Origin of the sequence: Amycolatopsis plumensis (assembly GCF_042652605.1) — a bacterium.
GTDB lineage: Bacteria > Actinomycetota > Actinomycetes > Mycobacteriales > Pseudonocardiaceae > Amycolatopsis > Amycolatopsis plumensis.
Genome location: NZ_JBHSJY010000001.1, coordinates 4,977,114 through 5,003,205 on the forward strand (window position 1 = coordinate 4,977,114; position 26,092 = coordinate 5,003,205).

At 72.2% G+C, this 26,092-nt stretch carries 25 protein-coding genes; 16 read left to right on the forward strand and 9 right to left on the reverse strand.

Annotation, left to right across the window (positions count from 1 at the left end):
- Window positions 1-6 precede the first annotated feature (6 nt).
- Window positions 7-1,374, forward strand: coding sequence for an L-serine ammonia-lyase (locus ACFPLC_RS24075; RefSeq protein ID WP_378204355.1), 1,368 nt, complete (start codon window positions 7-9; stop codon window positions 1,372-1,374).
- Between the two features lie 54 nt (window positions 1,375-1,428).
- On the opposite strand, the gene ACFPLC_RS24080 is transcribed toward ACFPLC_RS24075, so the two are convergent.
- A complete protein-coding gene (locus ACFPLC_RS24080) occupies window positions 1,429-1,674 on the reverse strand; it encodes a hypothetical protein (RefSeq protein WP_378204359.1) in 246 nt (81 codons plus the stop codon).
- Between the two features lie 91 nt (window positions 1,675-1,765).
- Here ACFPLC_RS24080 and ACFPLC_RS24085 point away from each other — a divergent pair, with 91 nt between their 5' ends.
- Together ACFPLC_RS24085 and ACFPLC_RS24090 are read left to right on the forward strand one after the other, a co-directional pair.
- On the forward strand, window positions 1,766-2,485 hold the full coding sequence (locus ACFPLC_RS24085) for a FadR/GntR family transcriptional regulator (protein WP_378204362.1): 720 nt from the start codon (window positions 1,766-1,768) through the stop codon (window positions 2,483-2,485).
- A gap of 84 nt (window positions 2,486-2,569) precedes the next feature.
- Window positions 2,570-4,408 carry a transglycosylase domain-containing protein gene (locus ACFPLC_RS24090; RefSeq protein ID WP_378204365.1) on the forward strand — a complete coding sequence of 613 codons (1,839 nt, stop codon included), beginning with the start codon at window positions 2,570-2,572 and terminating at the stop codon, window positions 4,406-4,408.
- A 1-nt stretch (window position 4,409) separates the two neighbouring features.
- On the opposite strand, the gene ACFPLC_RS24095 is transcribed toward ACFPLC_RS24090, so the two are convergent.
- Complete coding sequence (locus ACFPLC_RS24095; RefSeq protein WP_378204368.1) at window positions 4,410-5,066, reverse strand: O-methyltransferase; 657 nt, start codon at window positions 5,064-5,066, stop codon at window positions 4,410-4,412.
- Between the two features lie 72 nt (window positions 5,067-5,138).
- On the opposite strand from ACFPLC_RS24095, the gene ACFPLC_RS24100 reads away from it, so the two are divergent.
- Together ACFPLC_RS24100 and ACFPLC_RS24105 are read left to right on the forward strand one after the other, a co-directional pair.
- Complete coding sequence (locus ACFPLC_RS24100) at window positions 5,139-6,461, forward strand: aminotransferase-like domain-containing protein (protein WP_378204371.1); 1,323 nt, start codon at window positions 5,139-5,141, stop codon at window positions 6,459-6,461.
- 106 nt (window positions 6,462-6,567) lie between these two features.
- Window positions 6,568-7,713 (forward strand): FAD-dependent oxidoreductase, encoded by a 1,146-nt coding sequence (locus tag ACFPLC_RS24105; RefSeq protein WP_378204374.1) that lies wholly within the window; start codon window positions 6,568-6,570, stop codon window positions 7,711-7,713.
- Here the strand turns inward: ACFPLC_RS24105 and ACFPLC_RS24110 are convergent.
- The 3 genes from ACFPLC_RS24110 to ACFPLC_RS24120 form a co-directional block, all read right to left on the reverse strand.
- Window positions 7,710-9,485 (reverse strand): hypothetical protein, encoded by a 1,776-nt coding sequence (locus tag ACFPLC_RS24110; protein WP_378204377.1) that lies wholly within the window; start codon window positions 9,483-9,485, stop codon window positions 7,710-7,712. The two genes, ACFPLC_RS24105 and ACFPLC_RS24110, sit on opposite strands and share 4 nt — an antisense overlap.
- A 299-nt stretch (window positions 9,486-9,784) precedes the next feature.
- A complete protein-coding gene (locus ACFPLC_RS24115) occupies window positions 9,785-11,764 on the reverse strand; it encodes an SDR family oxidoreductase (protein ID WP_378204380.1) in 1,980 nt (659 codons plus the stop codon).
- Between the two features lie 59 nt (window positions 11,765-11,823).
- Window positions 11,824-12,024: a hypothetical protein gene (locus ACFPLC_RS24120; protein WP_013223722.1), complete on the reverse strand. Its 201-nt coding sequence runs from the start codon at window positions 12,022-12,024 to the stop codon at window positions 11,824-11,826.
- A 204-nt stretch (window positions 12,025-12,228) separates the two neighbouring features.
- On the opposite strand from ACFPLC_RS24120, the gene ACFPLC_RS24125 reads away from it, so the two are divergent.
- A complete protein-coding gene (locus tag ACFPLC_RS24125) occupies window positions 12,229-13,452 on the forward strand; it encodes an NAD(P)/FAD-dependent oxidoreductase (protein WP_378204384.1) in 1,224 nt (407 codons plus the stop codon).
- A 72-nt stretch (window positions 13,453-13,524) separates the two neighbouring features.
- On the opposite strand, the gene ACFPLC_RS24130 is transcribed toward ACFPLC_RS24125, so the two are convergent.
- On the reverse strand, window positions 13,525-14,268 hold the full coding sequence (locus ACFPLC_RS24130; RefSeq protein ID WP_378204387.1) for a MerR family transcriptional regulator: 744 nt from the start codon (window positions 14,266-14,268) through the stop codon (window positions 13,525-13,527).
- A 54-nt stretch (window positions 14,269-14,322) separates the two neighbouring features.
- Here ACFPLC_RS24130 and ACFPLC_RS24135 point away from each other — a divergent pair, with 54 nt between their 5' ends.
- Window positions 14,323-14,583, forward strand: coding sequence for a hypothetical protein (locus tag ACFPLC_RS24135; protein ID WP_378204390.1), 261 nt, complete (start codon window positions 14,323-14,325; stop codon window positions 14,581-14,583).
- A 15-nt stretch (window positions 14,584-14,598) separates the two neighbouring features.
- On the opposite strand, the gene ACFPLC_RS24140 is transcribed toward ACFPLC_RS24135, so the two are convergent.
- Window positions 14,599-15,816 carry a multidrug effflux MFS transporter gene (locus ACFPLC_RS24140; RefSeq protein ID WP_378204393.1) on the reverse strand — a complete coding sequence of 406 codons (1,218 nt, stop codon included), beginning with the start codon at window positions 15,814-15,816 and terminating at the stop codon, window positions 14,599-14,601.
- Window positions 15,817-16,022: 206 nt separating this feature from the next.
- On the opposite strand from ACFPLC_RS24140, the gene ACFPLC_RS24145 reads away from it, so the two are divergent.
- Genes ACFPLC_RS24145 through ACFPLC_RS24170 form a run of 6 tightly spaced genes read left to right on the forward strand, consistent with a single transcriptional unit; the run spans window position 16,023 to window position 22,539 of the window.
- Entirely contained in the window at window positions 16,023-16,874 is an 852-nt protein-coding gene (locus ACFPLC_RS24145) for a fumarylacetoacetate hydrolase family protein (RefSeq protein WP_378204396.1), read from the forward strand.
- Between the two features lie 2 nt (window positions 16,875-16,876).
- The gene (locus ACFPLC_RS24150) at window positions 16,877-18,181 is read left to right on the forward strand and encodes an enolase C-terminal domain-like protein (RefSeq protein ID WP_378204399.1); all 1,305 of its coding nucleotides are present in this window, start codon (window positions 16,877-16,879) and stop codon (window positions 18,179-18,181) included.
- The gene (locus ACFPLC_RS24155; protein ID WP_378204402.1) at window positions 18,174-18,920 is read left to right on the forward strand and encodes an SDR family NAD(P)-dependent oxidoreductase; all 747 of its coding nucleotides are present in this window, start codon (window positions 18,174-18,176) and stop codon (window positions 18,918-18,920) included. The genes ACFPLC_RS24150 and ACFPLC_RS24155 overlap by 8 nt, the downstream gene beginning before the upstream one ends.
- Window positions 18,921-18,980: 60 nt before the next feature.
- Window positions 18,981-20,009, forward strand: coding sequence for a sugar ABC transporter substrate-binding protein (locus tag ACFPLC_RS24160; protein WP_378204524.1), 1,029 nt, complete (start codon window positions 18,981-18,983; stop codon window positions 20,007-20,009).
- Window positions 20,006-21,529, forward strand: coding sequence for a sugar ABC transporter ATP-binding protein (locus tag ACFPLC_RS24165; protein ID WP_378204405.1), 1,524 nt, complete (start codon window positions 20,006-20,008; stop codon window positions 21,527-21,529). Before ACFPLC_RS24160 ends, ACFPLC_RS24165 begins: the two co-directional genes overlap by 4 nt.
- Window positions 21,526-22,539 carry an ABC transporter permease gene (locus tag ACFPLC_RS24170; protein WP_191310477.1) on the forward strand — a complete coding sequence of 338 codons (1,014 nt, stop codon included), beginning with the start codon at window positions 21,526-21,528 and terminating at the stop codon, window positions 22,537-22,539. The genes ACFPLC_RS24165 and ACFPLC_RS24170 overlap by 4 nt, the downstream gene beginning before the upstream one ends.
- Before the next feature lie 114 nt (window positions 22,540-22,653).
- On the opposite strand, the gene ACFPLC_RS24175 is transcribed toward ACFPLC_RS24170, so the two are convergent.
- Complete coding sequence (locus ACFPLC_RS24175; RefSeq protein WP_378204408.1) at window positions 22,654-23,385, reverse strand: FadR/GntR family transcriptional regulator; 732 nt, start codon at window positions 23,383-23,385, stop codon at window positions 22,654-22,656.
- Between the two features lie 57 nt (window positions 23,386-23,442).
- Between ACFPLC_RS24175 and ACFPLC_RS24180 the strand changes: the two genes are divergently transcribed.
- Genes ACFPLC_RS24180 through ACFPLC_RS24190 form a run of 3 tightly spaced genes read left to right on the forward strand, consistent with a single transcriptional unit; the run spans window position 23,443 to window position 25,399 of the window.
- On the forward strand, window positions 23,443-23,577 hold the full coding sequence (locus ACFPLC_RS24180; protein ID WP_378235928.1) for a hypothetical protein: 135 nt from the start codon (window positions 23,443-23,445) through the stop codon (window positions 23,575-23,577).
- Between the two features lie 5 nt (window positions 23,578-23,582).
- Window positions 23,583-24,551 carry an aldo/keto reductase gene (locus ACFPLC_RS24185; protein ID WP_378204411.1) on the forward strand — a complete coding sequence of 323 codons (969 nt, stop codon included), beginning with the start codon at window positions 23,583-23,585 and terminating at the stop codon, window positions 24,549-24,551.
- Window positions 24,548-25,399 (forward strand): amidohydrolase family protein, encoded by an 852-nt coding sequence (locus tag ACFPLC_RS24190; RefSeq protein ID WP_378204414.1) that lies wholly within the window; start codon window positions 24,548-24,550, stop codon window positions 25,397-25,399. The genes ACFPLC_RS24185 and ACFPLC_RS24190 overlap by 4 nt, the downstream gene beginning before the upstream one ends.
- Window positions 25,400-25,433: 34 nt before the next feature.
- On the opposite strand, the gene shbA is transcribed toward ACFPLC_RS24190, so the two are convergent.
- Entirely contained in the window at window positions 25,434-26,090 is a 657-nt protein-coding gene (gene shbA, locus ACFPLC_RS24195) for an RNA polymerase sigma factor ShbA (RefSeq protein WP_378204417.1), read from the reverse strand.
- Between the last annotated feature and the right edge of the window lie 2 nt (window positions 26,091-26,092).

Genomic DNA, 26,092 nt, shown 5'->3' on the forward strand with positions numbered 1-26,092 from the left:
GGATCAATGGCGATCAGCGTCTTCGACCTGTTTTCCATCGGCATCGGCCCGTCGAGTTCCCACACCGTCGGGCCGATGCGGGCGGCACTGACCTTTGTGGACGGACTCGGCGACGACCTCGCGCGGACCTCCCGGGTCCAGGCCGAGCTGTTCGGCTCGCTCGGCGCGACCGGGTTCGGCCACGGCAGCGACAAGGCCGTCCTGCTCGGGCTGTCCGGTGAGCGTCCCGAAGAGATCGACACGGACACCGTGCCGGGCCGCATCTCGTCGATCCGCGAGTCGGGCCGGTTGCTGCTGGCCGGCACGCACGAAATCGCGTTCGACGAGGACACCGACCTCACCATGCACCGCCGCAAGTCGCTGCCCGCCCACCCGAACGGCATGGTCTTCCGCGCCTTCGACGCCGAGGGTGCGCTGCTGCGCGAGCGGACGTACTACTCGGTCGGCGGCGGTTTCGTCCGCGACGAGTCGTACGAGACGGACACGGTGTTCGTCGAGGACTCCACGCCGGTGCCGTACCCGTTCCGCACGGGTGCCGACCTGCTCGCGCACTGCGCGTCGACGGGCCTGCCCATCAGCGAAATCATGCTGGCGAACGAACTGTCCTGGCGCACCGCGGACGAGGTGCGGTCGGGGCTGCTGGACATCTGGGCGGTCATGGCGGAGTGCGTCCGCAACGGCTGCACCCACGAAGGGGTGCTGCCAGGCGGCCTGAAGGTCCCGCGGCGGGCGCGGGCGCTGCACGAGAAGCTGCTGGCCGAGGACGGCGCGGACGACCCGCTGTACGCGATGGACTGGGTGAGCCTGTACGCCCTCGCCGTCAACGAGGAGAACGCCGCGGGCGGCCGGGTGGTGACGGCCCCGACCAACGGCGCGGCCGGGATCATCCCGGCGGTGCTGCACTACTACCAGCGCTTCATCCGCCATTCGAACGACGACGGCATCGTGACGTTCCTGCTCACCGCGGGCGCGATCGGCTCGATCCTCAAGCAGACGGGCTCGATCTCGGGCGCGGAGGTCGGCTGCCAGGGCGAGGTCGGTTCGGCCTCGGCCATGGCGGCGGCGGGCCTGACCGAGGTGCTGGGCGGAACCCCGGCGCAGGTCGAGAACGCGGCCGAGATTGGGGTCGAGCACCACCTGGGCCTGACGTGCGACCCGGTGGGCGGCCTGGTCCAGATCCCGTGCATCGAGCGCAACGCGGTGGGAGCGTCGAAGGCGATCCACGCGGCGAGGATGGCGATGCGCGGCGACGGCAGCCACGTGGTGACCCTGGACAAGGCGATCAAGACGATGCGCGAGACGGGCGCGGACATGAGCGTCAAGTACAAGGAAACGGCCCGCGGCGGCCTGGCGGTGAACGTCATCGAGTGCTGAGACCGCACTTTCCCTACGAAAGTGACGCCAGGGAGCGCTGGGACCGCACTTTCCCTATGAAAGTGACGTGTCAGACCCGTAGTCCTCCGGCTCCACGGCCAGCTTCAGCCCGACCGCCACGAGCGTCCACCCGAGCTGCTGCTTCCTCGTGCCCGCGCGGCGGCGAGGGGTCGCGCGGCCCGGCGGGCGGTTGCGGACGCCGTGGCGCAGCTCGTTCTCGCGTTCGTGGACCAGGTCCTCGGCCATCAGAAAGTGCACCGGATCGCCCCCTGCGTCGATGTTCGGTGTCGGTGGTCCCATGGTCGCCGAGAGTGCCCGCCGTGGCCACCGGTTTTCCGCACCGCGAACACAGGGTGAGGGCCACCCCGGCGCCGCGGCCTAGACTCGCGGGATGGAGTCGACCTCGGTGGTGAACGCCGGCGAAGCGCTGTTCCGGCCGGTGCGCACCGGCAACGCCTTCGAGGAGACCGTCGAGCGGCTGCTGCAGGCGATCCGGCTGGGTGTCGTCGGCGCGGGGGAGCGGCTGCCGTCCGAACGCGAGCTCGCCGAACGGCTCGGCGTCAGCCGCGTCACGCTGCGCGAGGCCATCCGCGCCCTCTCCGACGCCGGTTACGTGGAGTCACGACGGGGCCGGTACGGCGGCACGTTCGTGCACGACACCCTGCCCGCCCCGCCCGAGCCGGGCGGCGAGGTCGACGCCGTCTCGCTGGAAGACGCGCTGAGCCTCCGCTACGTCCTCGAGACCGGCGCCGCCGAGATGGCCGCCGCGCGGTCGCTGAGCCCGGCCGACCGCCAGCACCTCACCGGCACGCTCGCCGAGGCCGCCGGCGCGGAGCTCGCCGACTACCGCCGCAAGGACTCCCGGCTGCACCTGGCCATCGCCGAGGTCACCGCGTCGGGCTCGCTGACCACGGCGGTCGCCGACGCCCGCAGCCGCGTCAACCAGCTGCTCGACCGGATCCCCTTGCTCCCGCCCAACCTCGAGCACTCGAACGCCCAGCACGAAGCGATCGTGGACGCGATACTGGCCGGCGACGCGCCCGCCGCCCGCCGGGCGATGGCGGAACACATCGAGGGCACGGCCTCGCTGCTGCGGGCCTTCTTGTCCTGAGCTTGTCCGGCTCCTTCACAGGATTCGAACAACCTCCGTTGCTTTTCCACCGAACTTTGTCCCCCGTCCGGTCGTCATCCGTTCGTGACCTTGCCGACCGAGAACGAAGACAAGCCCGGCCACCCGCGATGGCGCCGCGCCCGGCGGATCACCGGCTGGACGCTCGGCGTCCTCCTCGGCGGGCCGCTGATCGCGTTCTGGGTCGCCTACCTGGTGCTCGACGTCCGCAGCCCCCAGGAAGTCCTGGCCGGGCTCGACAAGACCGTCGTCCTGCAGTACGCGGACGGGTCCGAGCTGCTCAAGGTGACCCCGGCCGACGGCGACCGGACGTTCGTTCCCTACTCGCAGGTGCCGTCGAAGCTGCGGGACGCGATCATCGCCACCGAGGACCCGACCTTCTGGGACAACCAGGGCTTCGACCCGACCGGCATCGGCCGCGCGTTCCTCACCGGCGTCGGCGGCGGGTCCGGGATCACCCAGCAGTACATCAAGAAGTCCACCGGCGACGAAGACGCGACGCTCGGGCGCAAGTTCGCCGAGCTGGTGCTGGCCACGAAGATCACCCAGGAGCAGGGCAAGGAGCAGATCTTCGAGAGCTACGTCAACATCATTTCCTTCGGCCGCGGCACGTTCGGGCCCGCCGCGGCGATGAACGCCTACTTCGGCCGGAAGCTCGACGACTCGATCACCTGGAGCGAAGCCGCCTTCCTCGCCGGGATGATCCAGTCCCCGTCGGTGCACGACCCCGCCGCCTCGGGCGATCTCCACGCGAGCCGGCGCTGGCAGTACGTGCGCGACAAGCTCGTGAGCCGCGGGTACGTCGGCGGTGACGAGCCGATGGCCTACCCCGGCGGCGAGATCCAGCCGCCGTCGGAGACCCGCGCCGGCCGCGTCACCTACGACGAGTTCCACGTCAAGCAGCAGGTCCTCGCCGAGCTCGAACAGGACGGCTTCCCGCTCGGCCGGCTCCAGCAGGGCAACCTGACCGTCGAGACGACGCTGGACCGCGGGATGCAGGACGCCGCGAAGAAGGCGTTGCGGGACAAGCTGAACGACGAGCCGAAGGAGTTCCGAGGCGCCGTCGTCGCGGTCGACCCCGGTACCGGGGCCGTCCGCGCCTACCAGGGCGGTGACCAGGGCGTCCGCGACTACGCGAGCACCCCGCACGCGCTCGGCTCGGCGTTCCACCCGTTCACGTTCACCGCGGCGCTGCTCCACGGCTTCGGCCCCGATCAGCCGATGCCGGGGTTCTCGAAGGTCGACTTCCTCGGCGAGACCTTCCAGTACCCGGACCCCTGCGGCAAGAAGTGCACCCCGCGCCGGGCGGTCGAAACGCACGCCGCCGCCACCCTGGTCGCGCTGGCGAAGAAACTCGGCCCGGAGGCGGTGAGCGACGCCGCCCGGCGGGCCGGCATCCCGGACGCCGTGGACGGCGTCCCGACCCTGCGCGAGAAGGACGGCTTCCTCATCGGGCCGGGCATCGCGATCGGCCGGTACCCGTTGCGGCCGCTGGACGTCGCGGGCGCCTACGGGACCTTCGCCGCCGGTGGCCGGCGCAGCACCCCGCACCTGGTGGCGAAGATCCGCGACGAAAGCGGCGCGGTCGTCTGGGCGCACCAGGACACCGCGAACCCGGCGTTCGGCGACGACGGCACCAGCCGCCGCGTCGCCGCGGAAGTCACCGCGACCCTGCGCACCGGCGGCGGCCCGGCGGCGCTGTCCACCGGCGAGGCGGAGCACGGCACCAGCCCGGACTACCAGGACGCCTGGGCCGTCGGCTACACCCCGCAGCTGGCGACGGCGGTCTGGATCGGCTCCGACGACGAGCGGCGGCTCAAGGACGCGAGCGGCCGGAAGCTGACCGGCGACGTCGTCCCCGCCGACGTCTGGCGGGCGTTCACGACGGCCGTCCGGCCGCGCTGACTCACCGCACCAGGGCCAGCACGAACCCGTCGTACCCTTTGCCGCCGACGGTCTGGACCGCGGTCGCGTCGATCCGGTCCTCGGCGGCGAGCAGCTCGAACATCTCGCGGGCGCCGCGGACGTTCGGGTCGTCGATGCCCGCGTCGGCCACCCGGCCCTGCCGGACGACGTTGTCCACGACGATCGCCGTGCCCGGCCGCGCCAGCTCCAGCGAGGCGCGGACGTAGTTCGCGAGGTTGACCTTGTCGGCGTCGATGAAGACGAAGTCGAACGGCCCGCTCAGCGTCGGCAGCGTGTCGAGCGCGGGGCCGACGCGGATGTCCACGACGTCCTCGCCGAAGCCCGCCCGCGCCAGGTTGGCCTTCGCGACTTCGGCGTGTTTCGGCTCGTATTCGCAGGTCACCAGCTTGCCGCCGGCCGGCAGCGCGCGGGCGAGCCAGATCGTGCTGTACCCGCCGAGCGTGCCGATCTCCAGGATCGTGCGTGCCCCGGCCAGCCGGGCCAGCAGGTGGAGCAGCTTGCCCTGGTTGGGCGCGACGGCGATGTGCGGGAGCCCGGCGGCGTCGGCGTCGGCCAGCGCCGAGTCGAGCACCGGGTCGGGGGCGAGCAGCGCGCCGGCGAGGTAGTCGTCGACGGCGGTCCAGGTCTGGTCGGTCATGGCACCTCCACGGCCAACATAGCCCGGGTGGGATCATGCTCGCCGACGGCGTTTCCCGGCGGGAAGGTGAGCATGGACGACTACCGCGTCGTCGCCGACGCCATCGCCGCCGACATCGAAGCCGGCCGCCTCCGCCCCGGCGACCGGCTGCCGCCCCAGCGCCGCTTCGCGCGGCAGCGGGGCATCGCCGGCTCCACGGCCGCGCGCGTCTACGGCGAACTCGTCCGGCGCGGCCTGGCCGTCGGCGAGGTCGGCCGCGGCACGTTCGTCCGTGCGGCGAAGCCACCGCCCGAACCCGCGCTCGCCGAGCCCGGCGAAGCCCGCGTCGACCTCGAGCTCAACTTCGCCGTCCTGCCGGAGGAGTCGGCGCGGCTGGCGCGCGCACTGGAGCCGTTGCTGCGCGACGACGTCCTGACCGCGGCTCTGCACCCGATCGGCGCGGCGGGCACGCGAGCGGCCCGCGAGGCGGCGGCCGGGCTGCTCGCCCGCGGCGACTGGCGCCCGGACCCGGCGACGGTGCTGTTCACCGGCAACGGCAGGCAGGCGCTCGCCGCTTCGATCGCCGCGTTCGTTCCGGTCGGCGAGCGGCTCGCGGTGGAGTCGCTGACCTACCCGGTGGTGAAGGCACTGGCGTCGCGGCTCGGCGTGGAGCTCGTGCCGATCGAAACCGACGAGTCCGGCCTGGTCCCGGCGGCCCTGGAAGCGGCCGGGCCGGTGCGCGCGCTCTACGTCCAGCCGACGCTGCACAACCCGCTCGGCACGACGATGCCGCCGCAGCGCCGTGCCGAGCTCGCCGAGGTGGTGGGCCGCCTGGACCTACCGGTAATCGAGGACGGGATCTACACGTTCCTGCGCGACGACGTACGCCCCTTCGCCGCGTACGCGCCGGAGCGCACGATGTTCGTCGACAGCCTCTCCAAGCGCGTCGCACCCGGTTTGACGGCGGGGTTCCTCGTCTCGCCCCCGGCTTGGACGGCGCGTCTGGTGTCGTCGGTGCGCTCGGGTGCCTGGGCGGCGTCCCGGTTCGCCGTCGAGGCGGCGACGCAGTGGATCGTGACGGGCACCATCGCCAGCATCGAGGCGGCGAAACGCCGTGACGCGGCCGCCCGCGCGGTCGTCGTGGCCGAACGGCTGCCGGGCCTGCGCGGCGACCCGGCGTCGTACCACCGCTGGTGGGAGCTGCCGGAGCGCTGGCGGGCGGAGACGTTCGTCGCGGCGGCGGCCCGCCGGGGGATCGCGCTGTCCCCGGCGGCGGCGTTCGCGGTCCTGCCGGGCCACGCGCCGAACGCGGTCCGGATCGCGGTGTCGGCCCCACCGGTGGAGACCCTCGCCGCGGCGCTCGACGTGCTGGCCGGCCTGGCCGCCGGCAGCCCGGACGACCTGCTGGCCGACTGACAGCGCCTGGCAGCGCGTGCCAGCATCGCGTCAGCCGGGTGTGCGCCCGGCGCCAGCGATCTTCGCCAGCCTTCGGGAGTCACACCGAAACCCGGAGGAGCAACGCATGCACGTCACGATCGTCGGCGCCGGCCTCGGCGGCCTCACTCTCGCCCGCGTCCTGCACGTCCACGGCATCCCGGCCGAGGTCTACGAAGCCGAGCCGTCCCCGACGGCGCGGAGCCAGGGCGGGATGCTCGACATCCACGACTACAACGGGCAGGTCGCCGTCGAAGCGGCGGAGCTGATGGAGGAGTTCCGCGCCCTGATCCTGCCGGGCAGGCAGGCGATGCGGGTCCTCGACCGGCACGGAACCGTGCTGTTCGAAGAGCCCGACGACGGCACAGGCGGTCGCCCCGAAGTGCAGCGCGCCGATCTGCGGCGGATGCTGCTCGACGCGCTGCCGGACGGCACTGTCCACTGGGGACACAAGGTGACCGGTGCCCGCGCTCTCGGCGACGGCCGCCACGAGGTCACCTTCGCCGGCGGTGGCACCGTCGTCACGGGGCTGCTGGTCGGGGCCGACGGCGCGTGGTCGCGGATCCGGCCCCTGCTCACCGACGCGACGCCCGCGTACGCCGGCGAAGCCTTCGTCGAGACCTACCTGTACGACGCGGACACCCGGCACCCCGCCGCCGCGAAGGCGGTGGGCGGCGGCTCGCTGATGGTGCCCTCGGCCGACAAGGGCATCCACGCCCACCGGGAGAGCGGGGACACCCTCCACACCTACGTGTCGCTGATCCGGCCGCTGGAGTGGTTCGACGCGCTCGACTTCACCGAGCCCGCCGCGGCCGCCGCGCGGGTCGCGGCGGAGTTCGACGGCTGGGCGCCCGAACTCACCGCGCTGATCACCGACGGCGACACCGCGCCCGTCCTGCGGCCGCTCCGCACCCTGCCGATCGGGCACCGCTGGGCGCGCGTTCCGGGGGTGACGCTCGTCGGCGACGCGGCCCACCTCATGCCGGCCAACGGCGAAGGCGCCAACCTCGCCATGCTCGACGGAGCCGAGCTCGGCCTCGCCCTCGCCGCGCACCCCGGTGCCGTCGAAACCGCGCTCGCGGAGTACGAGGAAGCCATGTTCCCGCGCAGCGCCAAGGTCGGCCAGGAAGGAAAGCGGTTCGACGAACTCCTCGTCGGCGTCGCGGAGGACGACGTCCCGCGGGTCTTGATCGACGCGTTCCGGGAGTTCACCGGCGCGGTGCGGGAGTCCTAGGGGGCGTACTTCCCGACGAAGCTGCCGCAGGTCACGACGCGGCCCGTGAGCCGGGCCTGGATCGCCTTCTCCAGCCCCAGGTAGTCGAACACCGGCGTGTCGGCCGGGATCGACTCCGGCACCGGGCCGCCCGTCGCCAGCATCCGGTACGAATCCGTCTGGAACAGCACCAGGTAGCCGCCCTCGCGGTTCAGCCGGTCCGCCGTCGCGAGCATGCGCCCGGGTGCGTCGCCGACGATCTCCAGCGGCAGCGGCCACTCGAGGGGGAACGGGTTGCGCAGGCCGAACGCGGGGTAGGCGAACGGGCTGTCCGGCAGGATCGCCGTCCGCGCGGCCGGGAAGCGGTCCAGGCAGGCGCGGATCTGCCGGACGAAGGCGAACGTCGACGGGTTCGTGCGGATCCCGGCCATCGCCGGGGTGACCGCGCCGAGGTCCTCGGTCAGCCGGTCGTGGCTGACGTCGAGGTAGGCCGCCTGGTCGTGGCGCGCCACGACGACCCAGCCGCAGACCGCCACCGCCAGCAAGCCCGCTGTCGCCGTCACCGCGCTGTGCCGGCTCGGTCGCGGGCGAGCCGGGACCAGCTGGCCCAGCAGCAGCAACGTCGTCAGCGCGAGGGTGCCGCAGAGCAGCGTCGGGGTGTCGTTGCCCCACGACAGGCTCGTCATGAACCCGGTGGCGAGCACGAGCAGCCCCGCCCACGGCACTTGCCGCCGCACGGCCGCGTGCACCGGCACGCTGACCGCGACGATCCACCACAGGACGTCGGCCCAGCGCGTGGACCCGGTGAGCCGGCCGTCGACGACGGTCCACACCACCGCCGTGGCGCCGGCGAGCACCAGCACCCAGGACGCCACCCGCCCGGCCGCGCCCAGCCGGTCACCCGGGAGCCGGACGGCCAGCAGCACCACGGCGATCGCGGCGAAGAAGCCCAGCTCCCGCACCGGCGGCCGGGTCAGCACCTCGGGGTCGTCGAGCCACAGCCCGAGCAGCCGCTCGCCGTACGCGGGCAGGCCGCCGGTGAGCTGCCCGACCATCTCCGTGAAGCCGCCGCCGAGGCTCACCCACGCCACGTACGCCATCCCGGGCGCGCCGAGCGCGAGGAGGTCGAGAACCAGCCGGACCGCGCGGCGCGTGCCGGTCCGCGTCGCCGGGTGCAGCAGCAGCCAGCCGAGGCCGATCACCGCGGCCGGCGCGAAGCTCTGCTTGACGAGCACCGCGCAGCCGAGCAGCACCAGCCCGCCGCGGCGGGCGAAGACGTGGCCGCCGCGCAGGCCGGCGTCCAGGGCCCAGGCGCCGCACGCGGTGAGGAAGATGCCGTCCACGGTGTGCCAGGCCATCAGCGGGAAGGCGTTGAGGTTGAGCAGCGACGCGGCCGCGACCAGCGCCGTCAGCCCCGGGCCCCACTCGAGCACCCGGCGCCGGGTGACCAGCGTGGCGAACGCGATGGTGGCCACGACGAGCTCGATCATGGCCAGGAAGCCGGAGCCGAAGAACAGCGGCATCGGCAGCGCGTAGTCGGCGACGTGCAGCACCGCCGAGCCCAGCGGGCGGGCGGAGATGATGTCGGCGTGCGGGACTTCGCCGTGGAGCACGCGCCACGCCTGGGCGAGGATGAAGCCCTGATCGGAGGGGTGGAAGCCGAAGCGGCCGACGCGGAACTCGGTGGCCAGCGCGAGCACGAGCACCCAGCTCGCGTGGAGGCTCCAGCGCAGCAGCGGCCGGGTCTGCCGGGGTGGTGCGGTCGCGACGGGCGCAGGACTCATCACGTCCACGCCGTGCCGCCTTCCGTGTCCGATCACGCCCGGAAGCGATGGTAGCGGCCGGGTGCCGCCCTCGCGGGACCGGTGCGGACGCCGCCCCGGCGGACCGGGGCGGCGTCCGCCGGGCTCACCTCGCGGTGCCGATCACGGCCGTCTTGTCGGCGCTGCGATGCCCGCCGCTGAACACGCTGGATACGCTGAATACCGGCATTTCGAACTCCCCAGTCAGAGCCCGTACGGGTGTACGGGACTCGCGCGAGGGTAGAAGTACCGTCGCGTCCGTGCCAGCGTTTCGGCGGAATTCGCGGGAATCAGGCACGACGGCGCCAGATCAGCCGGGTCACCGCCCCCGCGACCGACGACGGCGCGGACCGGCGGGGCAGGCCGCGGGCCTCGGGCGCGGACTCCGGCGTCGCCCGGTAGGCCAGGTGCGCGGCGAACCGGGCCAGCCGCGGCGCGGCGAGCGTCGCCAGTTCGGCGGCGCGGCCTTCGGGGAGGCTCAGGATCTCCGGCCGCTCCTCGCACGCCTTCACCACCAGCGCGGCGGCCCGCTCCGGGCTGCTGGACGGGATCCCGCGGTAGCCGGTCGGCGCGATCATCGGCGTCCGGACCAGCGGCATCCGCACCGACGTGAAGGTGACGCCGTCGGAGAGCGTCTCCCGCCCGGCCGTCAGCCCGAACTCTTCGAGCGCCGCCTTCGAGGCCAGGTAGGCCGAGAACCGCGGGGTGTCGGTCTGCAGGCCCTGGGTCGTCACGTTGACGACGTGGCCGAACCCGCGCTCGGTCATCGACGGCAGGAAGCCGAGGATCAGCCGCACCGGCCCGAAGTAGTTGATCGCCATCGTGCGCTCGAAGTCGTGGAACCGCTGCGTGGACAGCGTGACCGAGCGCCGGATCGACCGGCCGGCGTTGTTCACCAGGACGTCCACCGCGCCGTGGTCGCCGAGCACGTCCTTGACCAGCGCGTCGACGGCGTCGCCGTCGGTGAGGTCGCACGGGTACGCCGCGGCGGTGCCGCCGGCCGCGACGATCTCGGCCCGCACCTCTTCGAGCTCGGAGGCGCGCCGGGCCACGAGGATCACCTTCGCACCCTTGCGCGCCACGGCCAGCGCCGACGCGCGGCCGATCCCGGAGGACGCGCCGGTGATCAGCACCGTGCGCCCGGCCAGGCCGTGGGTGCGGCGCGCGCGGTCGGGGTCGAGGTGGGCCTGCCAGTACCGGTAGAGCGGCGCCGCGTAGTCCCGCAGCTCCGGGAGCTCGATGCCGCTGCCGAACAACGCCGTCGTGGTGCGCGCGGTGTCGAAGACGACGTCCATGGTCAGGTGCGGCAGCACGGCAAGGGGGACGCCGAGCTCGTCGAGGACGGCCGCGCGGGCGCCCCGGCCGCCGGGGACGCGGTCGATCCCGGCCGCGGCCGCGTGCGCCAAGCGGGCACCCACCCGCCGGAGCGCGCCGGACGGCTTCTCCGGGAGCACGGCCCGGATCGTCGGACCGCCGGCGGCGCGCGCGAAGGCGTTGTAGACGGAGTTGAGCGGCTGCGGGCGCGCGGCGGCGAGGTGGTAGGTCGTCCCCGAAGGCGCGTCCTGGTGCATCAGGTGGTCCATCGCCTCGACGACGTAGTCGACCGGCACCAGGTTCGTCGCGCCCAGATCGGGGGCGGCCAGGGGCAGGCGTGCGGGCAGGGCCGCCAGCCGCGAAATGGCCGGGAGGAAGTAGTAGGGCCCGTCGACCTTGTCCATCTCGCCGGTGCGCGAGTCGCCGACGACGGCGGAGGGCCGGTAGACGCGGAAGGGCAGCAACTGCTCGCGGACGAGCTTTTCGGCCTGGAACTTCGTCGCGTGGTACGGCGAGCCGAAGCGCTGGCCGAGGTCGAAGTCGGCTTCGGTGAACCGCCCGGCGTGGTCGCCCGCCACGGCGATCGACGACACGTGGTGCACCAGCTCGGCCCGCGCCGCGGCGGCGAAGGCCAGCAGGTGCCGGGTGCCCTCGACGTTGGCCCGCCGGTTGGCTTCCTCGTCGGCGGTCAGGTCGTAGATCGCGCCCAGGTGGACGACGTGGTCGAGGTGGGGGAGGCCGGTGGGGTCGGCGCCGAGCCGGGGTTCGGCGAGGTCGCCGGGCACCGGGTGCAGCTTGTCCGCGCCGGGCCAGTCCCGCGCCAGGCCGGCCAGTCGTTCGCGGGAGGTCTCCCGCACCAGCGCGTACACCGCGGACGTCTCCGGCCGCTGCAGCAGCCGGGCGACCAGGCGTTTCCCGATGAAGCCCGTCGCGCCCGTCACGAAGTAGGTCGTCATGGCCGGTCCCTTCTCGTCGGGCCCGACTCTAACCTACTGGAAAGTAGGAACGGTAGTTGTCAGCTTTCTTCTTCGTCGGCCGTCGCGACGACGGCGTCCCGCAGGGCGGCCCGCAGCCGTCCGACGTCGAGCGGCCCGAGCACCGCCGCCTCGCCCGGCGGCGCGACCAGCACCACCTTGTCGTTGCTGACGAACACCGTCACGTCCCTGCGCCTGCCGGCCAGATCCCGGCAGCCGATCGACCACTCGCCCCGACTCATGGTCGCCGCCCTCGCTTCCTCGTCGTGGTCGTGCTCCGTGCGAGGGTGGGAGCGGACCCCGGCGGCGCTATGACGCGGGTTCACCCGATCTGCCTACTCGCGGGTTTTGTCTTGCGTTCTGCGGGTTTTCGGCGTACTCCCCGGTCGTGGCGCGGCCCGCTCGGGAGTAGCGTCCGGTGCACGAGCCGTCCTCGGGAGGTCTGGATGTCGGAGCCGCGGAAGATCGTCATCGTCGGTGCGGGCCTGGGTGGGGCCTCCGCGGCGGCCGCGGTGCGCGAACGCGGTTACGGTGGCGAAATCCTGCTGCTGGGCTCGGAACCGCACCGCCCGTACGAGCTGCCGCCGCTGTCGAAGGGCGTACTGCTGGGCAACGCCGACGAACCCGACTGGGTGCACGAAGAGAAGTTCTACGCCGAGAAGGACATCCGCTTCGGCGCCGGCGTCACGGCGACCCGCATCGAGCTCGGCGCCCGCCGGGTTGTCGACGACGCGGGCGGCGAGCACCATTACGACCGGCTGCTGCTGGCCACCGGCTCCCGCCCGCGCCGTCTGCCGGTCCCCGGCGGCGATCTTCCCGGGCTGTACACGCTGCGCACCCTGGACGACGCGCTCAAGCTCCGCTCGGCGTTCGCCGCGGCCGAGCGCGTGCTGATCGTGGGCGCCGGCTGGCTAGGCTCCGAAGCGGCCGCGGCGGCCCGCACGCACCACGCGGAGGTGACGGTCGTCGACCCGGTGCCGGTGCCGCTGGCGAACGTGGTCGGCGAGACGGTCGGCGCGGTCTTCCGCGACCTGCACATCTCGAACGGCGTCCAGTACCGCCTGGGCCAGCAGGTCGCGGAGATCACGGGCGGCCCGGACGGCGTCCGCGGCGTCCGTCTCGGCACCGGCGAAGAGCTGACGGCGGACGTGGTCCTGATCGCGGTGGGCGCGGCCCCGCGCGTGGAGCTGGCCCACGCGGCGGGCCTGGAGCTCTCCGACAACGGCGGCGTGGCGGTGGACGCGGCCCTGCGCACGGCGGCGCCCGAGGTCTACGCGGTGGGCGACATCGCGGCCCACTTCCACCCGCGGTTCGGCCGCCGAATCCGTGTGGAGCACTGGGCGAACGCGAAGGACCAGGGCACGCACGTGGCACAGAACCTCCTGGGCGGCGACGAACCCTTCCTGGCCTCGCCGTACTTCTTCACCGACCAGTACGACCTGGGCTGCGAGTACCGCGGCCTCGCCGACCCGGCGGCGGACGAACTGGTGATCCGCGGCGACCTGACCGCCCGCGAGTTCACAGCGTTCTGGCTGCGCGAGGGCGAAGTGGCAGCGGCGATGAACGTGAACATGTGGGACGACGGAGACGCACTGGGAGCCCTGGTAGACGGCCACACGAAGGTAACGGCGGACCAGCTCAGGACGGCGGACCTGGCGTCCCTGGTGTAGAGCCGAAAGGCCGCGGCAGAGAACCCCGACCGCGGCAGAAGACCACGGCAGCACCCCGACCGGAGGCCGTAGTCACAATCGGGCGTCGGGGTGGCGAAATCCCAGACGTTCCCGCACCAGCAAATCGACCCGCCGCCAGGCAGGCGAAGACGCATTAACCGCCCCCTGCACCAACGCCGGAATCGCCGAACCCCGCTCATAAGCAGGCAACTCACCGCCGTACCGCGCCCGGGTAGCCGAAACAAGCTTCAAAGCCAGAGCGTCAACCCGCGGGTCCTCCGAATCGAGATCATGCACCCGGTCATACTCGAGAACCAGCGAGAGCAGCTCCGGACTGTCGAGCATCCCCGCCTGATCGCGGAAGTTCCTCCGAGCCGTCTCCGGATGGGTGGCGAACACAAGAGTCCACAGATCGTTCTGCAGCGCCACCCACCGTTCGCTGAACCCGAGCCCCGGCAACCGGTCGAGGTAGGCCACCACCTCATCCGGCAGAGGCGACAACCGCCCAGAAGCCAGCCGCCGCAGCCGGGAGCGAGTGGCCTGCAACCCGGCAATCCGGGCAGCGAGGTCGTCGTCAATCTGCCGAAGCGCCGCAGCGAACCCCTCCCCGGCGCGGAGTTCGCGGATACGGGCCAAGGGGACACCGGCCTCGGCGAGCGTACGGATCTTGATCAGCTCGACCGCGTCGGAAGCGCGATACCGGCGATACCCGGACCTGTCGCGCTCCGGCTCGGGAAGCAGGCCCTTCGCGTGGTAGACGCGAATCGTCTTGGCCGTCACCCCGACGTACCCGGCAAGCTGTCCGATGGTGAGCACCCGGCCATCCTCGCACTTGACCTTGCCCCAGGGGCAAGGTTGCACGCTGGCGGCATGACCGATCACGAGACCCTGCGCGCGCTGGCCGACGAAGGCAACGAAACCGCACTGGACCGCCTCGCCGACCTCGCCGACACGCGCGGCGACGTCGAGGAGCTGAGCGAGCTGCTGGACGAAGGCTCCAACCGGGCCGGCGAGCTGCTCACCCGCCGCGCGGTCGCCGCAAAGGACCTCCTGGAACTACAGCGCATCGCCGACGCAGGCCACGAACCAGCCGCCGCCGAACTGGAGCGCCTCCTCGCACGCCCCTCGTGAGTGGTAAGGCGGGTTCTAACCCGCCTTACCACTCACGAGGGGGCGGGCGAGGGTGAGGTAGGCGACCAGCGCCAGGGCGGCGAACCCGGCCATGGTCGCGGCCATCGGTACCGCCGTCCCCGAGCCGCCCAGGCCGACCAGCGGTGTCGCCACCGCGCCCACCACGAACTGCAGCACGCCCAGCAACGCCGACGCCGCTCCGGCCGAACGCGCGTGTGCGGCCAGCGCCAGCGAACTCGCGTTCGGCATGACCAGGCCGATGCTCGACACCAGCAGGAACAGCGGCACCAGCAGCAGCGCGAGCGGCCACCGCGCCCACGCGGACAGCAGGACCAGCGCCCCGCCCGTCACCCCGAGCAGCAGCCCGGACAACAGCAACGCCCGCTCCCGGACACGCCCGACGAGACGGCCGTTGAGCTGCCCCGCCAGCACGATCCCGACGCCGTTCACCCCGAACACCACGCTGTACGCCTGCGGGCTGAGCCCGTACACGCCCTGCAGCGCGAACGACGACCCCGAGATGTAGGCGAACATCGCCGCGAACAGCAGGCCCGACGCCAGCGCGTACCCCGCGAACGAACGGTCGACCACCAGGCGCCCGTAGGTGCGCATCACCCGGCCGAGCCGCAGCGAAGACCGCGCCGCCGACGGCTCCGGCAGGAAGAACACCACCACGGCCAGCAGCAGCGCGCCGAACGCCGTCAGCACGACGAACACCCCGCGCCACGACGTCCAGGTCAGCAGCTGCCCGCCGAGCAGCGGCGCCAGGATCGGTGCCAGCCCGCTGACCAGCATCAACGTCGAGAAGAACTTCGTCATCGCGGTGCCTTCGAACAGGTCCCGCACGGTGGCGCGCGCGATCACGATGCCCGCCGCCGCGCCGAGGGACTGCACGAGCCGCGCCGCGACCAGCAGCCACGCGTCCGGGCTCACCGCGCACAGCACCGAGCCCACGACGTACAGCGCGAGCCCCGCGAGCAGCGGGCGGCGGCGGCCCAGCGCGTCCGAAAGCGGGCCGATCACCAGCTGGCCCAGGGCCAGCCCGGCGATGAACGCGCTGAGCGTCAGCTGGATCGTGCTGTCCGCGGCGTGCAGGTCGGTCGCCATCCGGGGCAGCGCGGGCAGGTACATGTCGATCGAGAGGGGCCCGAACGCCGTGAGGCCGCCCAGCACCAGGACGAACTTCAGCTGCGCGCGCCGGCTCGGCGCGGTACGTTCCGCCGTGGAGGTCATGCACGTCCTTTCGTTCCCTCACCGGGACCAGCGGGCCGAGCGGCGGCGCTATTCCGGCTGTGATCGGTGACACCCCGTGGTCACCCGAGCCGGAACCGACACTGATCCGACCAATTTTGCCACCGTTTCGGCGATGACTCTGGATCGACGGTCACTCGTGCGATATACATCGGATGTCTGGTCGGTGTGGGTGAAGGGAAACATCCGTGCAGCTTGTGCGCCTCGGAGAGCCGGGAAGTGAGCGCCCGTTCGTGCGCGCCGGTGACGGCACGACCTACGAACTGGGCGGCCTCACCGCCGACATCGACGGCGGCTTCCTCGCCGCGGACGGGATCGCGCGGACCGCCGCCGCCCTCGTCGCCGGGGAGCTGCCGAGAGCCGACGTCCAAGGCGTGCGCGTCGGTGCCCCGATCGCCCAGCCGGGCAAGGTCGTCTGCATCGGCATGAACTACCGCCGCCACGCCGAGGAGACCGGCGCGACCCCGCCCACCGAGCCCGTCGTCTTCATGAAGGCGCCGGACGTCGTGGTCGGCCCGGCCGACGACGTCCTCATCCCGCGCGGCTCGGTCAGCACCGACTGGGAGGTCGAGCTCGGCGTCGTCATCGGCAAGACCGCCCGCTACCTCGAGAGCGTCGAGGAAGCCCTGGAGTACGTCGCCGGCTACGTCGTCTCGAACGACGTCTCCGAGCGCGAACTCCAGTTCCGCACCGCCCAGTGGGACAAGGGCAAGTCCTGCGAGAACTTCAACCCGCTCGGCCCGGCGCTGGTCCCCGCGAGCGAGGTGCCCGACCCCCAGGACCTCGGCCTGCGGCTGTGGATCAACGGCGAGAAAAAGCAGGACTCGTCCACGAAGGACATGATCTTCAGCGTCGCCGAGATCGTGCACCACCTGTCCCAGGTGATGGTGCTGCGGCCGGGCGACCTGATCAACACCGGCACCCCGGAGGGCGTCGCGCTCGGGCAGCCCGATCCGAAACCGTACCTGCGCGACGGCGACGTCATCGAGCTCGAGATCGACGGCCTCGGGCGGCAGCGCCAGACCGCGAGGCAGGCCTGACCATGGCGAAGATCATCGGCATGGAGGTCCTCGACGTCCGGTTCCCGACGTCGAAGGAGCTCGACGGCTCGGACGCGATGAACCCCGACCCCGACTACTCGGCCGCGTACGTCGTGCTGCACGCCGACGAGGGCCCGGACGGCTACGGCCTCGCGTTCACCATCGGCCGCGGCAACGACGTCCAGGCCGCCGCGATCCGCGCGCTCGCCCCGCACGTCGTCGGCCGGGACGTCCCGGAGGACGCGGCCGCGCTCGGCGACCTGTCCCGCACGCTCGTCGGCGACTCGCAGTTCCGGTGGCTGGGCCCGGAAAAGGGCGTCGCGCACATGGCCGTCGGCGCGATCGTCAACGCCGCCTGGGACCTCGCCGCCCGCCGCGCGGGCCTGCCGGTCTGGCGGTTCGCCGCGCGGATGACGCCCGAAGAACTCGTGTCCCTGGTCGACTTCCGGTACCTGACCGACGCGCTCACCGAAGCCGAGGCCCTCGACATCCTCCGCCGCGCGGAACCCGGCCGCGCCGAACGCGCGAAGCAGCTGGAGGAGAAGGGCTACCGCGCCTACAGCACGTCTCCCGGCTGGCTCGGGTACGCGGACGCCAAGCTTGTGCGGCTCGCCGAGCAGGCCGTCGCCGACGGCTTCGAGATGATCAAGCTCAAGGTCGGCGGCAACCTGGAGGACGACGTCCGCCGGATGAAACTGGCGCGGGAGACCGTCGGCCAGGACGTCCGGATCGCCGTCGACGCCAACCAGCGCTGGGACGTCTCCGCCGCGGTCACCTGGATGACCGCGCTGGCGCCGTACGACCCGTACTGGATCGAGGAACCCACGTCCCCGGACGACGTCCTCGGGCACGCGGCGATCGCGAAGGCCCTCGCGCCGATCAAGATCGCCACCGGGGAGCACGTCCAGAACCGCGTGATCTTCAAGCAGCTCCTGCAGGCGGACGCCATTTCGGTGCTCCAGCTCGACGCCGCCCGCGTCGGCGGCTTCAACGAAAACCTCGCCATCCTGCTGCTGGCCGCCAAGTTCGGCGTCCCGGTGTGCCCGCACGCCGGCGGCGTCGGCCTCTGCGAGCTCGTCCGGCACCTTTCGATGTTCGACTTCGTGGCCGTGTCCGGCACCGACGCGGACCGCTCGATCGAGTGGGTCGACCACCTGCACGAGCACTTCACCGACCCGGCCGTCGTCGAGCGCGGCCGCTACCTCGCCCCGACCGCCCCCGGGTTCTCCGCGCGCATGCACGACGCCACGCTGCGCCGGTTCCGGTTCCCGGACGGTCCCGAGTGGACGGAGACGGCCAGTGAGTGAATTCGAGGGCCTGGTGGCCGCCGTCACCGGGGGCGCCTCGGGCATCGGCAAGGCGGCCGCGGACCTGCTGGCCGAGCGCGGCGCCCAGGTGGCGATCCTGGACCTGAATCCCGGTGACGACGGTTTCCGCTGCGACGTCTCCTCCGATCAGGAAGTGCGCGAAGCCATCGACGCCGTCGTGGCACGCTTCGGACGCCTCGACATCCTCGTGAACAACGCCGGGATCGGCGCCCAGGGTGACGTCACCGGCAACGACGACGACGAGTGGCACCGCGTGTTCGACGTCAACGTCGTCGGCATGGTCCGGCTCGCCCGGGCCGCGCTGCCGCACCTGAAGAACTCGCCGTCCGCGGCGATCGTCAACACCTGCTCCATCGCGGCCTGGGCGGGCCTGCCCAACCGCGCTCTCTACTCGGCCAGCAAGGGCGCGGTGCTCTCGCTGACCCTGGCCATGGCGACCGACCACCTGCCCGATGGGATCCGCGTCAACTGCGTCTGCCCGGGCACGGCGGACACCCCGTGGGTGGGCCGGCTGCTCGACGCCGCCGAAGACCCGGCGGCCGAACGCGCGGCCCTCGCGGCCCGCCAGCCGATGGGCCGGCTGGTCACCGCCGGCGAGGTCGCGAACGCGATCGCCTACCTGGCGAGCCCCCTTTCCGCCTCGACCACCGGCACCGCGCTCGCGGTCGACGGTGGCATGTACGGCCTGCGTCCTCGCGGCCCCGTTCACCACGACTAAAAGACTTTCCCCGCCGTCATCAAGGAGGATGCTGTGCGCACTGTGCCGTTCGGTAAGAGGGTGATCAAGGTGGCCGCCGTCGCCGCCTGCGGCCTGGTACTGGCCGCCTGCGGGTCCACGAAGGACAACGCTTCGGCGCCCGCGGCGGGCGGCGGCGCGGGCGGCAAGGTCGGCGCGACCCTGCCGCTGCTGACCTCGCCGTTCTGGCAGGCCTACAACAACTACGTGCCCAAGATGGCCAAGGAAGAGGGCGTCGACGTCCTCCCGACGGTCAACGCCGACAGCGACCCCGCGAAGCTGATCACCGACATCGGCACCTTCCTCAACCAGGGCGTCAAGGGCCTGGTCGTGACGCCGCTGGACTCCGCGGCCATCGTCGCCGGGCTCAAGCAGGCCGAGAACAAGGGCGTGCCGGTGGTCGCGGTCGACGTCGCTCCCGAGAGCGGCAAGGTCGCCATGGTGGTGCGGGCCGACAACAAGGCCTACGGCACCAAGGCGTGCGACGCGATCGGCGAGAAGGTCAAGTCCGGCAAGGTCGTGCAGATCATGGGCGACCTGGCCTCGGTCAACGGCCGCGACCGCTCGGAGGCCTTCCGCGACTGCATGAAGCAGAAGTACCCCGGCATCCAGGTGCTGGAGATCCCGGCCGAGTGGAAGGCCGACAAGGCGTCCTCCGGCCTGGACAGCATGCTCACCGCCAACCCGGACATCAAGGGCGTCTACATGCAGGCCGGCGGCGTCTACCTGGCCCCGACCGAGCAGGCGCTCAAGCGCAAGAACCTGTTCTTCCCGGTCGGGGACCCGAAGCACGTCGTGCTCGTCTCCAACGACGGCATCCCGCAGGAGCTGGCCGCGATCCGCGCCGGTGAGCTGGACGCCACCGTGTCCCAGCCGGCCGACGCGTACGCGAAGTACGGCCTGTACTGGCTGAAGAAGGCCATGGCAGGCGAGACGTTCGAGGCCGGGCCGACCGACCACGGCAGCACCATCGTGGAGATCAGCCCCGGCATCCTCGAGGACCAGCTGCCCGCGCCCGTCATCACCAAGGACAACGTGGACGACAAGGCCCTCTGGGGGAACAACCTGTGACCGCGCTGCCCGCCGGCGAATCCGCCGTCCCGGTGGTCAGCGCGCACGGTGTCGGGAAGCGCTACGGCCCGACCGTGGCGCTGCACGACGTCAGCCTCACCGTGCACCCCGGCGAGTCGCACGCGCTCGTCGGGCGCAACGGGGCCGGCAAGTCGACGCTCGTCTCCATCCTCACCGGCCTGTCCGCCACGGACACCGGGCACGTCGAGTTCGGCGGCGAGCCGGCCCCACCACTGTCCAAACAGGACTACTGGAAGGCTCGTGTGGCCTGCGTGTACCAGCACGCGATGGTCGTCCCGCAGCTCACCGTGGCCGAGAACCTGTTCCTCAACCGGCAGTCCGGCGGCGGGTTCTCGATCGGCTGGAAGTCGTTGCGGCGCAAGGCTCGCGACCTGCTGGAATCGTGGGACGTGCACGTCGACGTCGACACGCCGGCGGGGGAGCTGTCGGTCGAGGACCGGCAGTTCGTCGAGATCGCCCGCGCGCTGTCCTACGGCGCCCGGTTCATCGTCCTCGACGAGCCCACCGCGCAGCTGGACAGCCAGGCCATCGAGCGGCTCTTCGAGCGCATGCGCCAGATGCAGGCGGGCGGGGTGACGTTCCTGTTCATCTCCCACCACCTGCACGAGGTCTACGAGGTCTGCCAGGCGGTGACGGTGCTGCGGGACGCGAAGCACGTGCTCACCGCGCCGGTGTCCGAAGTCGGCAAGGCCCAGCTGGTCGACGCGATGACCGGCGAACCGGGCGGCCTCTCGGTGCGTGACGCCGCTTCCCGGGAGTCGCTCGAAGCGGACGCGGCGGAGATCCTGTCGGTCGAGGGGCTCTCCGGCGACGGCTTCCGAGATGTCTCGTTCCGGCTCCGGCGGGGCGAGGTCGTCGGGCTCGCGGGCAGCAACGCCAGCGGGAAGCACCAGGTCGCCGAGACCGTCTACGGTCTGCGGTCACCGTCGGCGGGCACGATCCGCGTCGACGGCTCGCCGCTGCGGCCCGGGGACATCCCGGCCGCGCTGAAGGCGGGCATCGGCTGCGTGCCGCGCGACCGGCACCACGAAGGGCTGGTCCTGGAGCACTCGATCGCCGACAACGCCACCATGTCCATTCTGGACAAGCTGGGCCGCGGCGGGATCGCGTCCCCGTCGACGCGGTACGCGAAGGCGTCGCAGGCCTTGAAGGACTACGACATCGTGGCCGCGGGGGCCGACCAGCCGGTCTCCGACCTGTCCGGCGGCAACCAGCAGAAGGTCGTGCTGGCGCGGGCGTTGCTGAGCGATCCGCGGGTGGTCGTGCTGATCAACCCGACCGCGGGCGTGGACGTGAAGTCGAAGGAGGCGCTGCTCGCGGTGGTCGACCGGGTGCGCGCCGAGGGCAAGGCGGTGCTGATCGTCAGCGACGAGCTCGACGACCTGCGCCTGAGCGACCGGGTCCTGGTGCTGCGCGCCGGGGCCGTGGTCGCCGAACACCAGGCCGGGTGGTCCGACGGCGACCTCGTGGCCGACATCGAAGGAGTCGAGCTTTCGTGACCGACGTGATGACCTCCCCGCAGACGCAGCTGCCCGCCCCACCCCGGCGCCGGAAAGCCGTCTGGCTGCGCGAACTCGCGCTCCTGCCCGCCCTGGTCGTCGTGTTCGTCATCGGCGGCCTGGTCGACGACACGTTCGTCGGCTGGAGCAACATCGTCAGCATCCTGACCGCGTCGGCCGCGCTGTCGCTGGTCGTGCTCGGCGAGTCGCTGGTGCTGATCACCGGGAAGTTCGACCTGTCGCTGGAATCGACGATGGGCCTGGCGCCCGCGCTGGGCGCGATGGTCGTGATCCCGGCGGCGTCGGCGGGCTTCGGTGTGGAGCTGCCCGCCGCGGTCGGGCTGCTGATCATCCCGCTGTGCGGGGCGCTGGTCGGGTTCGTCAACGGCTTCCTGATCGTGAAGCTGAAGCTGAACGCCTTCATCGTCACCCTCGCCATGCTCACCGTGCTCCGCGGGGTGCAGGTCGGCTCGACCAAGGGCAAGACGCTGTTCAACCTGCCGGACTCGTTCACGAACCTGGCGACGACGACGTTCGCCGGGCTGCCGATGTCGGTGTGGCTGGCGGCGCTGCTGTTCGCCGTGGCGGGCTGGGTGCTGCGCTACCACCGCGTCGGCCGCGCGCTGTACGCGATCGGCGGCAACCGCGAAGCCGCGCGGGCGGCGGGGGTGCGCGTCGACCGGATCGCGTGGGCGGTCTTCGTCGTCGCGGGGATCCTCGCCGCGATCGGCGGGCTCGCGTACACCGGTTACGTCGGGGCCTTGGGCGCGAACCAGGGATCCGGGATGATCCTGCAGGTGTTCGCGGCGGCGGTGATCGGCGGCGTCTCCCTCGACGGCGGCAAGGGCACGCTCGTCGGGGCGTTGACCGGCGTCCTGCTGCTGTCGTCGGTGTCCAGCCTGCTCAACTACGCGCACGTCACGGCGGAGTGGCAGGGGGCGATCTACGGCGCCATCATCCTGGTCGCGCTGATCATCGCCCGGTACGCGGGCGGAAAGCCCCAAACCTGACGCCCGCCCGGTGAAGATCCGACGTGTTCCGAGTCTGCCGCGGCACCTCGTGAGTGGTAAGGCGGGTTAGAACCCGCCTTACCACTCACGAGGGCGAGGAGGTGGTGAGTGGTGCTACGAGGCTTCGGCGGCGGGTTCGTCGGTCGAGTCGGGCACGGTCGGGTCGTCCGCGGTGCCCAGGGCGTTGCGCAGCCACTGCTCCACGCCCGCGACGTGCACGGTCGCCCACGAACGGGCCAGTTCCGGCTCGCGCGCGGCGATGGCCTCGTAGATCGCCGTGTGCTGTTCGCGGGTCTTCGCGACCGCGCCTTCCTGGGTCAGCCCGCGCCAGATCCGGGCGCGGGCGGTCGGCCCGGAGAGGCTGTCGAGCAGCGAGCAGAGCACCGGGTTGCCGGAGCCGTCGGCGATCTTGCGGTGGAACTGCAGGTCGTTGGCGACCAGCGCTTCCACGGTCGGCGAGTCCTCCAGCTCGTGGAGCAGCGTGCCCAGCTCCGCGATGTCCGCGTCGCTCATGTGCAGCGCGGCCAGCGCGGTCGCGGCCGGCTCCAGGATCCGCCGCACAGCCAGGAAGTCGAGCACGGTGTCGTCGCGGTGGAAGTCGACCACGAACGTCATGGCGTCCAGCAGCAGGTTGGGCTCGAGGCTGGTGACGTACGTGCCGTCGCCCTGCCGGACGTCGAGGACCCTGATCAGGCACAGCGCCTTGACGGCCTCGCGCAGGGAGCTGCGCGAAAGCCCGAGCCGCTGGGCCAGTTCGGCTTCCTTGGGCAGCCGGTCGCCCGGCGTCAGCTCGCCGGAGATGATCATGTCCTTGATCTTGTCGATCGCGACATCGGTGACGGGCATCGCGTCCGCCCTCCCTGCAACAGACCTCGGATGTTTCGTGGTACTGCCCAGCGTGCCATGTCTCGGCGGAGGAAGGGCGATGACCCACCAGCGCACACCACAACGAGTGGCCCCCGTAACGGTCCCGGCCTCTTCCACGTCCTCGAAGACACCGGCGTCGGGCCGGTCCGCGAACGGCCGGTGAAGGAGTGACGGCGTTGGAACTCTCCCTGTCCCCGCTCGGGCTCGGCTGCGCTCAGCTGGGCAACCTGTACCACGCGATCAGCGACGAGACCGCGGCCGCGACCGTCCGGCGCGCCTGGGACGAGGGCGTCCGCTACTTCGACACCGCGCCGCACTACGGCCTCGGCCTGTCGGAGGCGCGGCTGGGCACGGCCCTGCGCTCGTACCCGCGGGAGGAGTACGTGCTCTCGACGAAGGTCGGCCGGGTGCTGGAACCGAACCCCGGCGGCGCCGGTGACCGGGACGACCAGGGCTTCGCCGTCCCGGCCGCCTACAAGCGCCGGTGGGACTTCAGCCGCGACGGCGTCCTGCGGTCCCTGGAGGACAGCTTGACGCGGCTCGGGCTCGACCGCGTCGACATCGTCTACGTCCACGACCCCGACGACCACTTCGAGGAGGCGCTCTCGGGGGCGTTCCCCGCCCTGCGCGAGCTGCGGGAGCAGGGCGTGATCGGCGGGTTCGGCGCCGGGATGAACCAGGCGCCGATGCTGGCCGAGTTCGTCCGCCGCACCGACCTGGACGTGCTGCTGGTGGCCGGCCGCTACACGCTGCTCGACCAGCCCGCGCTGGACGAGCTGTTCCCGCTGTGCGCCGAGCGGGACGTCCGGGTCGTGGTCGGGGGCGCGTTCAACGGCGGAATCCTGGCCACGGCCGAACCGGGCCGGGTCTACGACTACGCCGAAGCGCCGGCGGAGCTGGTCGAGCGGGCCGGGCGGATCGCGGAGGTCTGCGCGCGCCACGGCGTCGAGCTGCCCGAAGCCGCGCTGGCGCTGCCGATGGCGCACCCCGTGGTGGCGTCGGTGGTCGTCGGCGCGCACGATCCGGAGCAGGTCACCGTCAACGCGCGGCGGGCCCGCGCGGTCGTGCCACCGGCGTTGTGGACCGAACTGGCCGACGCGGGACTGCTGCGCGCCGACGTCGTCATCGCCGAAGGAGTCTCATGATCGACGCGCACCACCACCTGTGGGACCCCTCGCGACGCGAGTACCCGTGGATGGCGGGGGAGGCGATGGACCCGATCCGCCGCCCGTACACCGTCGAGGACCTGCGCGCGGTGACGAAGGCGGCGGGCGTGCACGCGACCGTCCTGGTCCAGACGGTGTCCTCGGACGAGGAGACGGCGGAGTTCCTCGCGACCGCGGCCGCGGAGCCGGTGATCGCGGGCGTGATCGGCTGGGCGGACCTCACGGCACCGGACCTCGCCGACCGGCTGGCCGCGCTCGACGGCCCGCTGGTCGGGCTCCGGCACCAGGTGGAGGGCGAGCCGGACGACGACTGGCTGCTGCGTCCCGAAGTGGTGGCCGGGCTGAGCACGGTGGCGGCGGCGGGGCTGGCGTTCGACCTGCTGGTCCGCCCCTCGCAGCTGCCGGCCGCGACCGAGGTGGCGTTGCGCCTGCCGGAGCTGCGCCTGGTTCTCGACCACGCGGCGAAGCCCCCGATCGCGGCGGGGGAGTGGGAGCCGTGGGCGTCCGGCGTGGCGGCGCTGGCGGCGCGCGAAAACGTCGTGTGCAAGCTGTCCGGGCTGGTCACCGAAGCCGACTGGCCGGGGTGGGAGGTCGCGCACCTGCGCCGGTACGTCGACCACGTCCTGGACGTGTTCGGCCCGGACCGGCTGCTGTTCGGCTCGGACTGGCCGGTCTGCGAACTGGCGGCGTCCTACGAGCTGGTCCTCGACGCGGCGATCGCGCTGACGGGCTCGCTGTCGGACGCCGAGCGCCTGGCCGTCTTCGAGCACAACGCCCGCACGGCCTACCGGCTGGATGCGGGCGGGGCGACCTCCTCCAGGGGGTAAAAGAAGTCACCCCGCCCGCCCGCGATGTGGTCTGTCAGAACTCTTCGTCGCGGATCATGCCGCGCAGCCGGGTGAGGGCGCGGTGCTGCGTCACGCGGACGTTGCCCGGGGAGATCCCGAGCGCTTCGGCGGTTTCGGTCGCCGAGAAGCCGACGGCGATGCGCAGGGTCAGGATCTCCTGCTGCACGCGGGGCAGGGAGGCGAGCAGCCGGCCGAGGCGGGCGCCGAGGTCGAGGTGCAGCGCGTGCGACTCCGGTTCGTTGCCGGCGACCAGCGGGCGCTCCGGGAGCTCGGGGACGGGCTCGGAGCGGTCGCGGGCGACGGCGCGGTAGGCGTCGGCGACCTTGTTGGCCGCGATGGCGTGGACCAGGTAGAGGAAGGAGCCGCCGCGGTCCTGGTAGTCGGGCAGGGCCTTGAGCACGGCGAGGCAGACTTCCTGGGCGACGTCGTCGGCCGACAGGTAGGACAGGTCGCGGCCGCCCATGCGCGCGCGGCAGTAGCGGACCACCACCGGCTCGATCATCTGCAGCAGCGAGTGGATCGCCGCCGGGTTGCCCTCGCCCGCGTCCTTGACCAGGGGGTCGAGGTCCTCCTTGGTGAGGCGTCCGCCCGGGCGGGGCAGAGTCTCGGGGGTGCGATAATCGCGAAGGCTGGAAGCGGATTCTTCGGTGGTCCTCGGCGGTGCTGTCATGG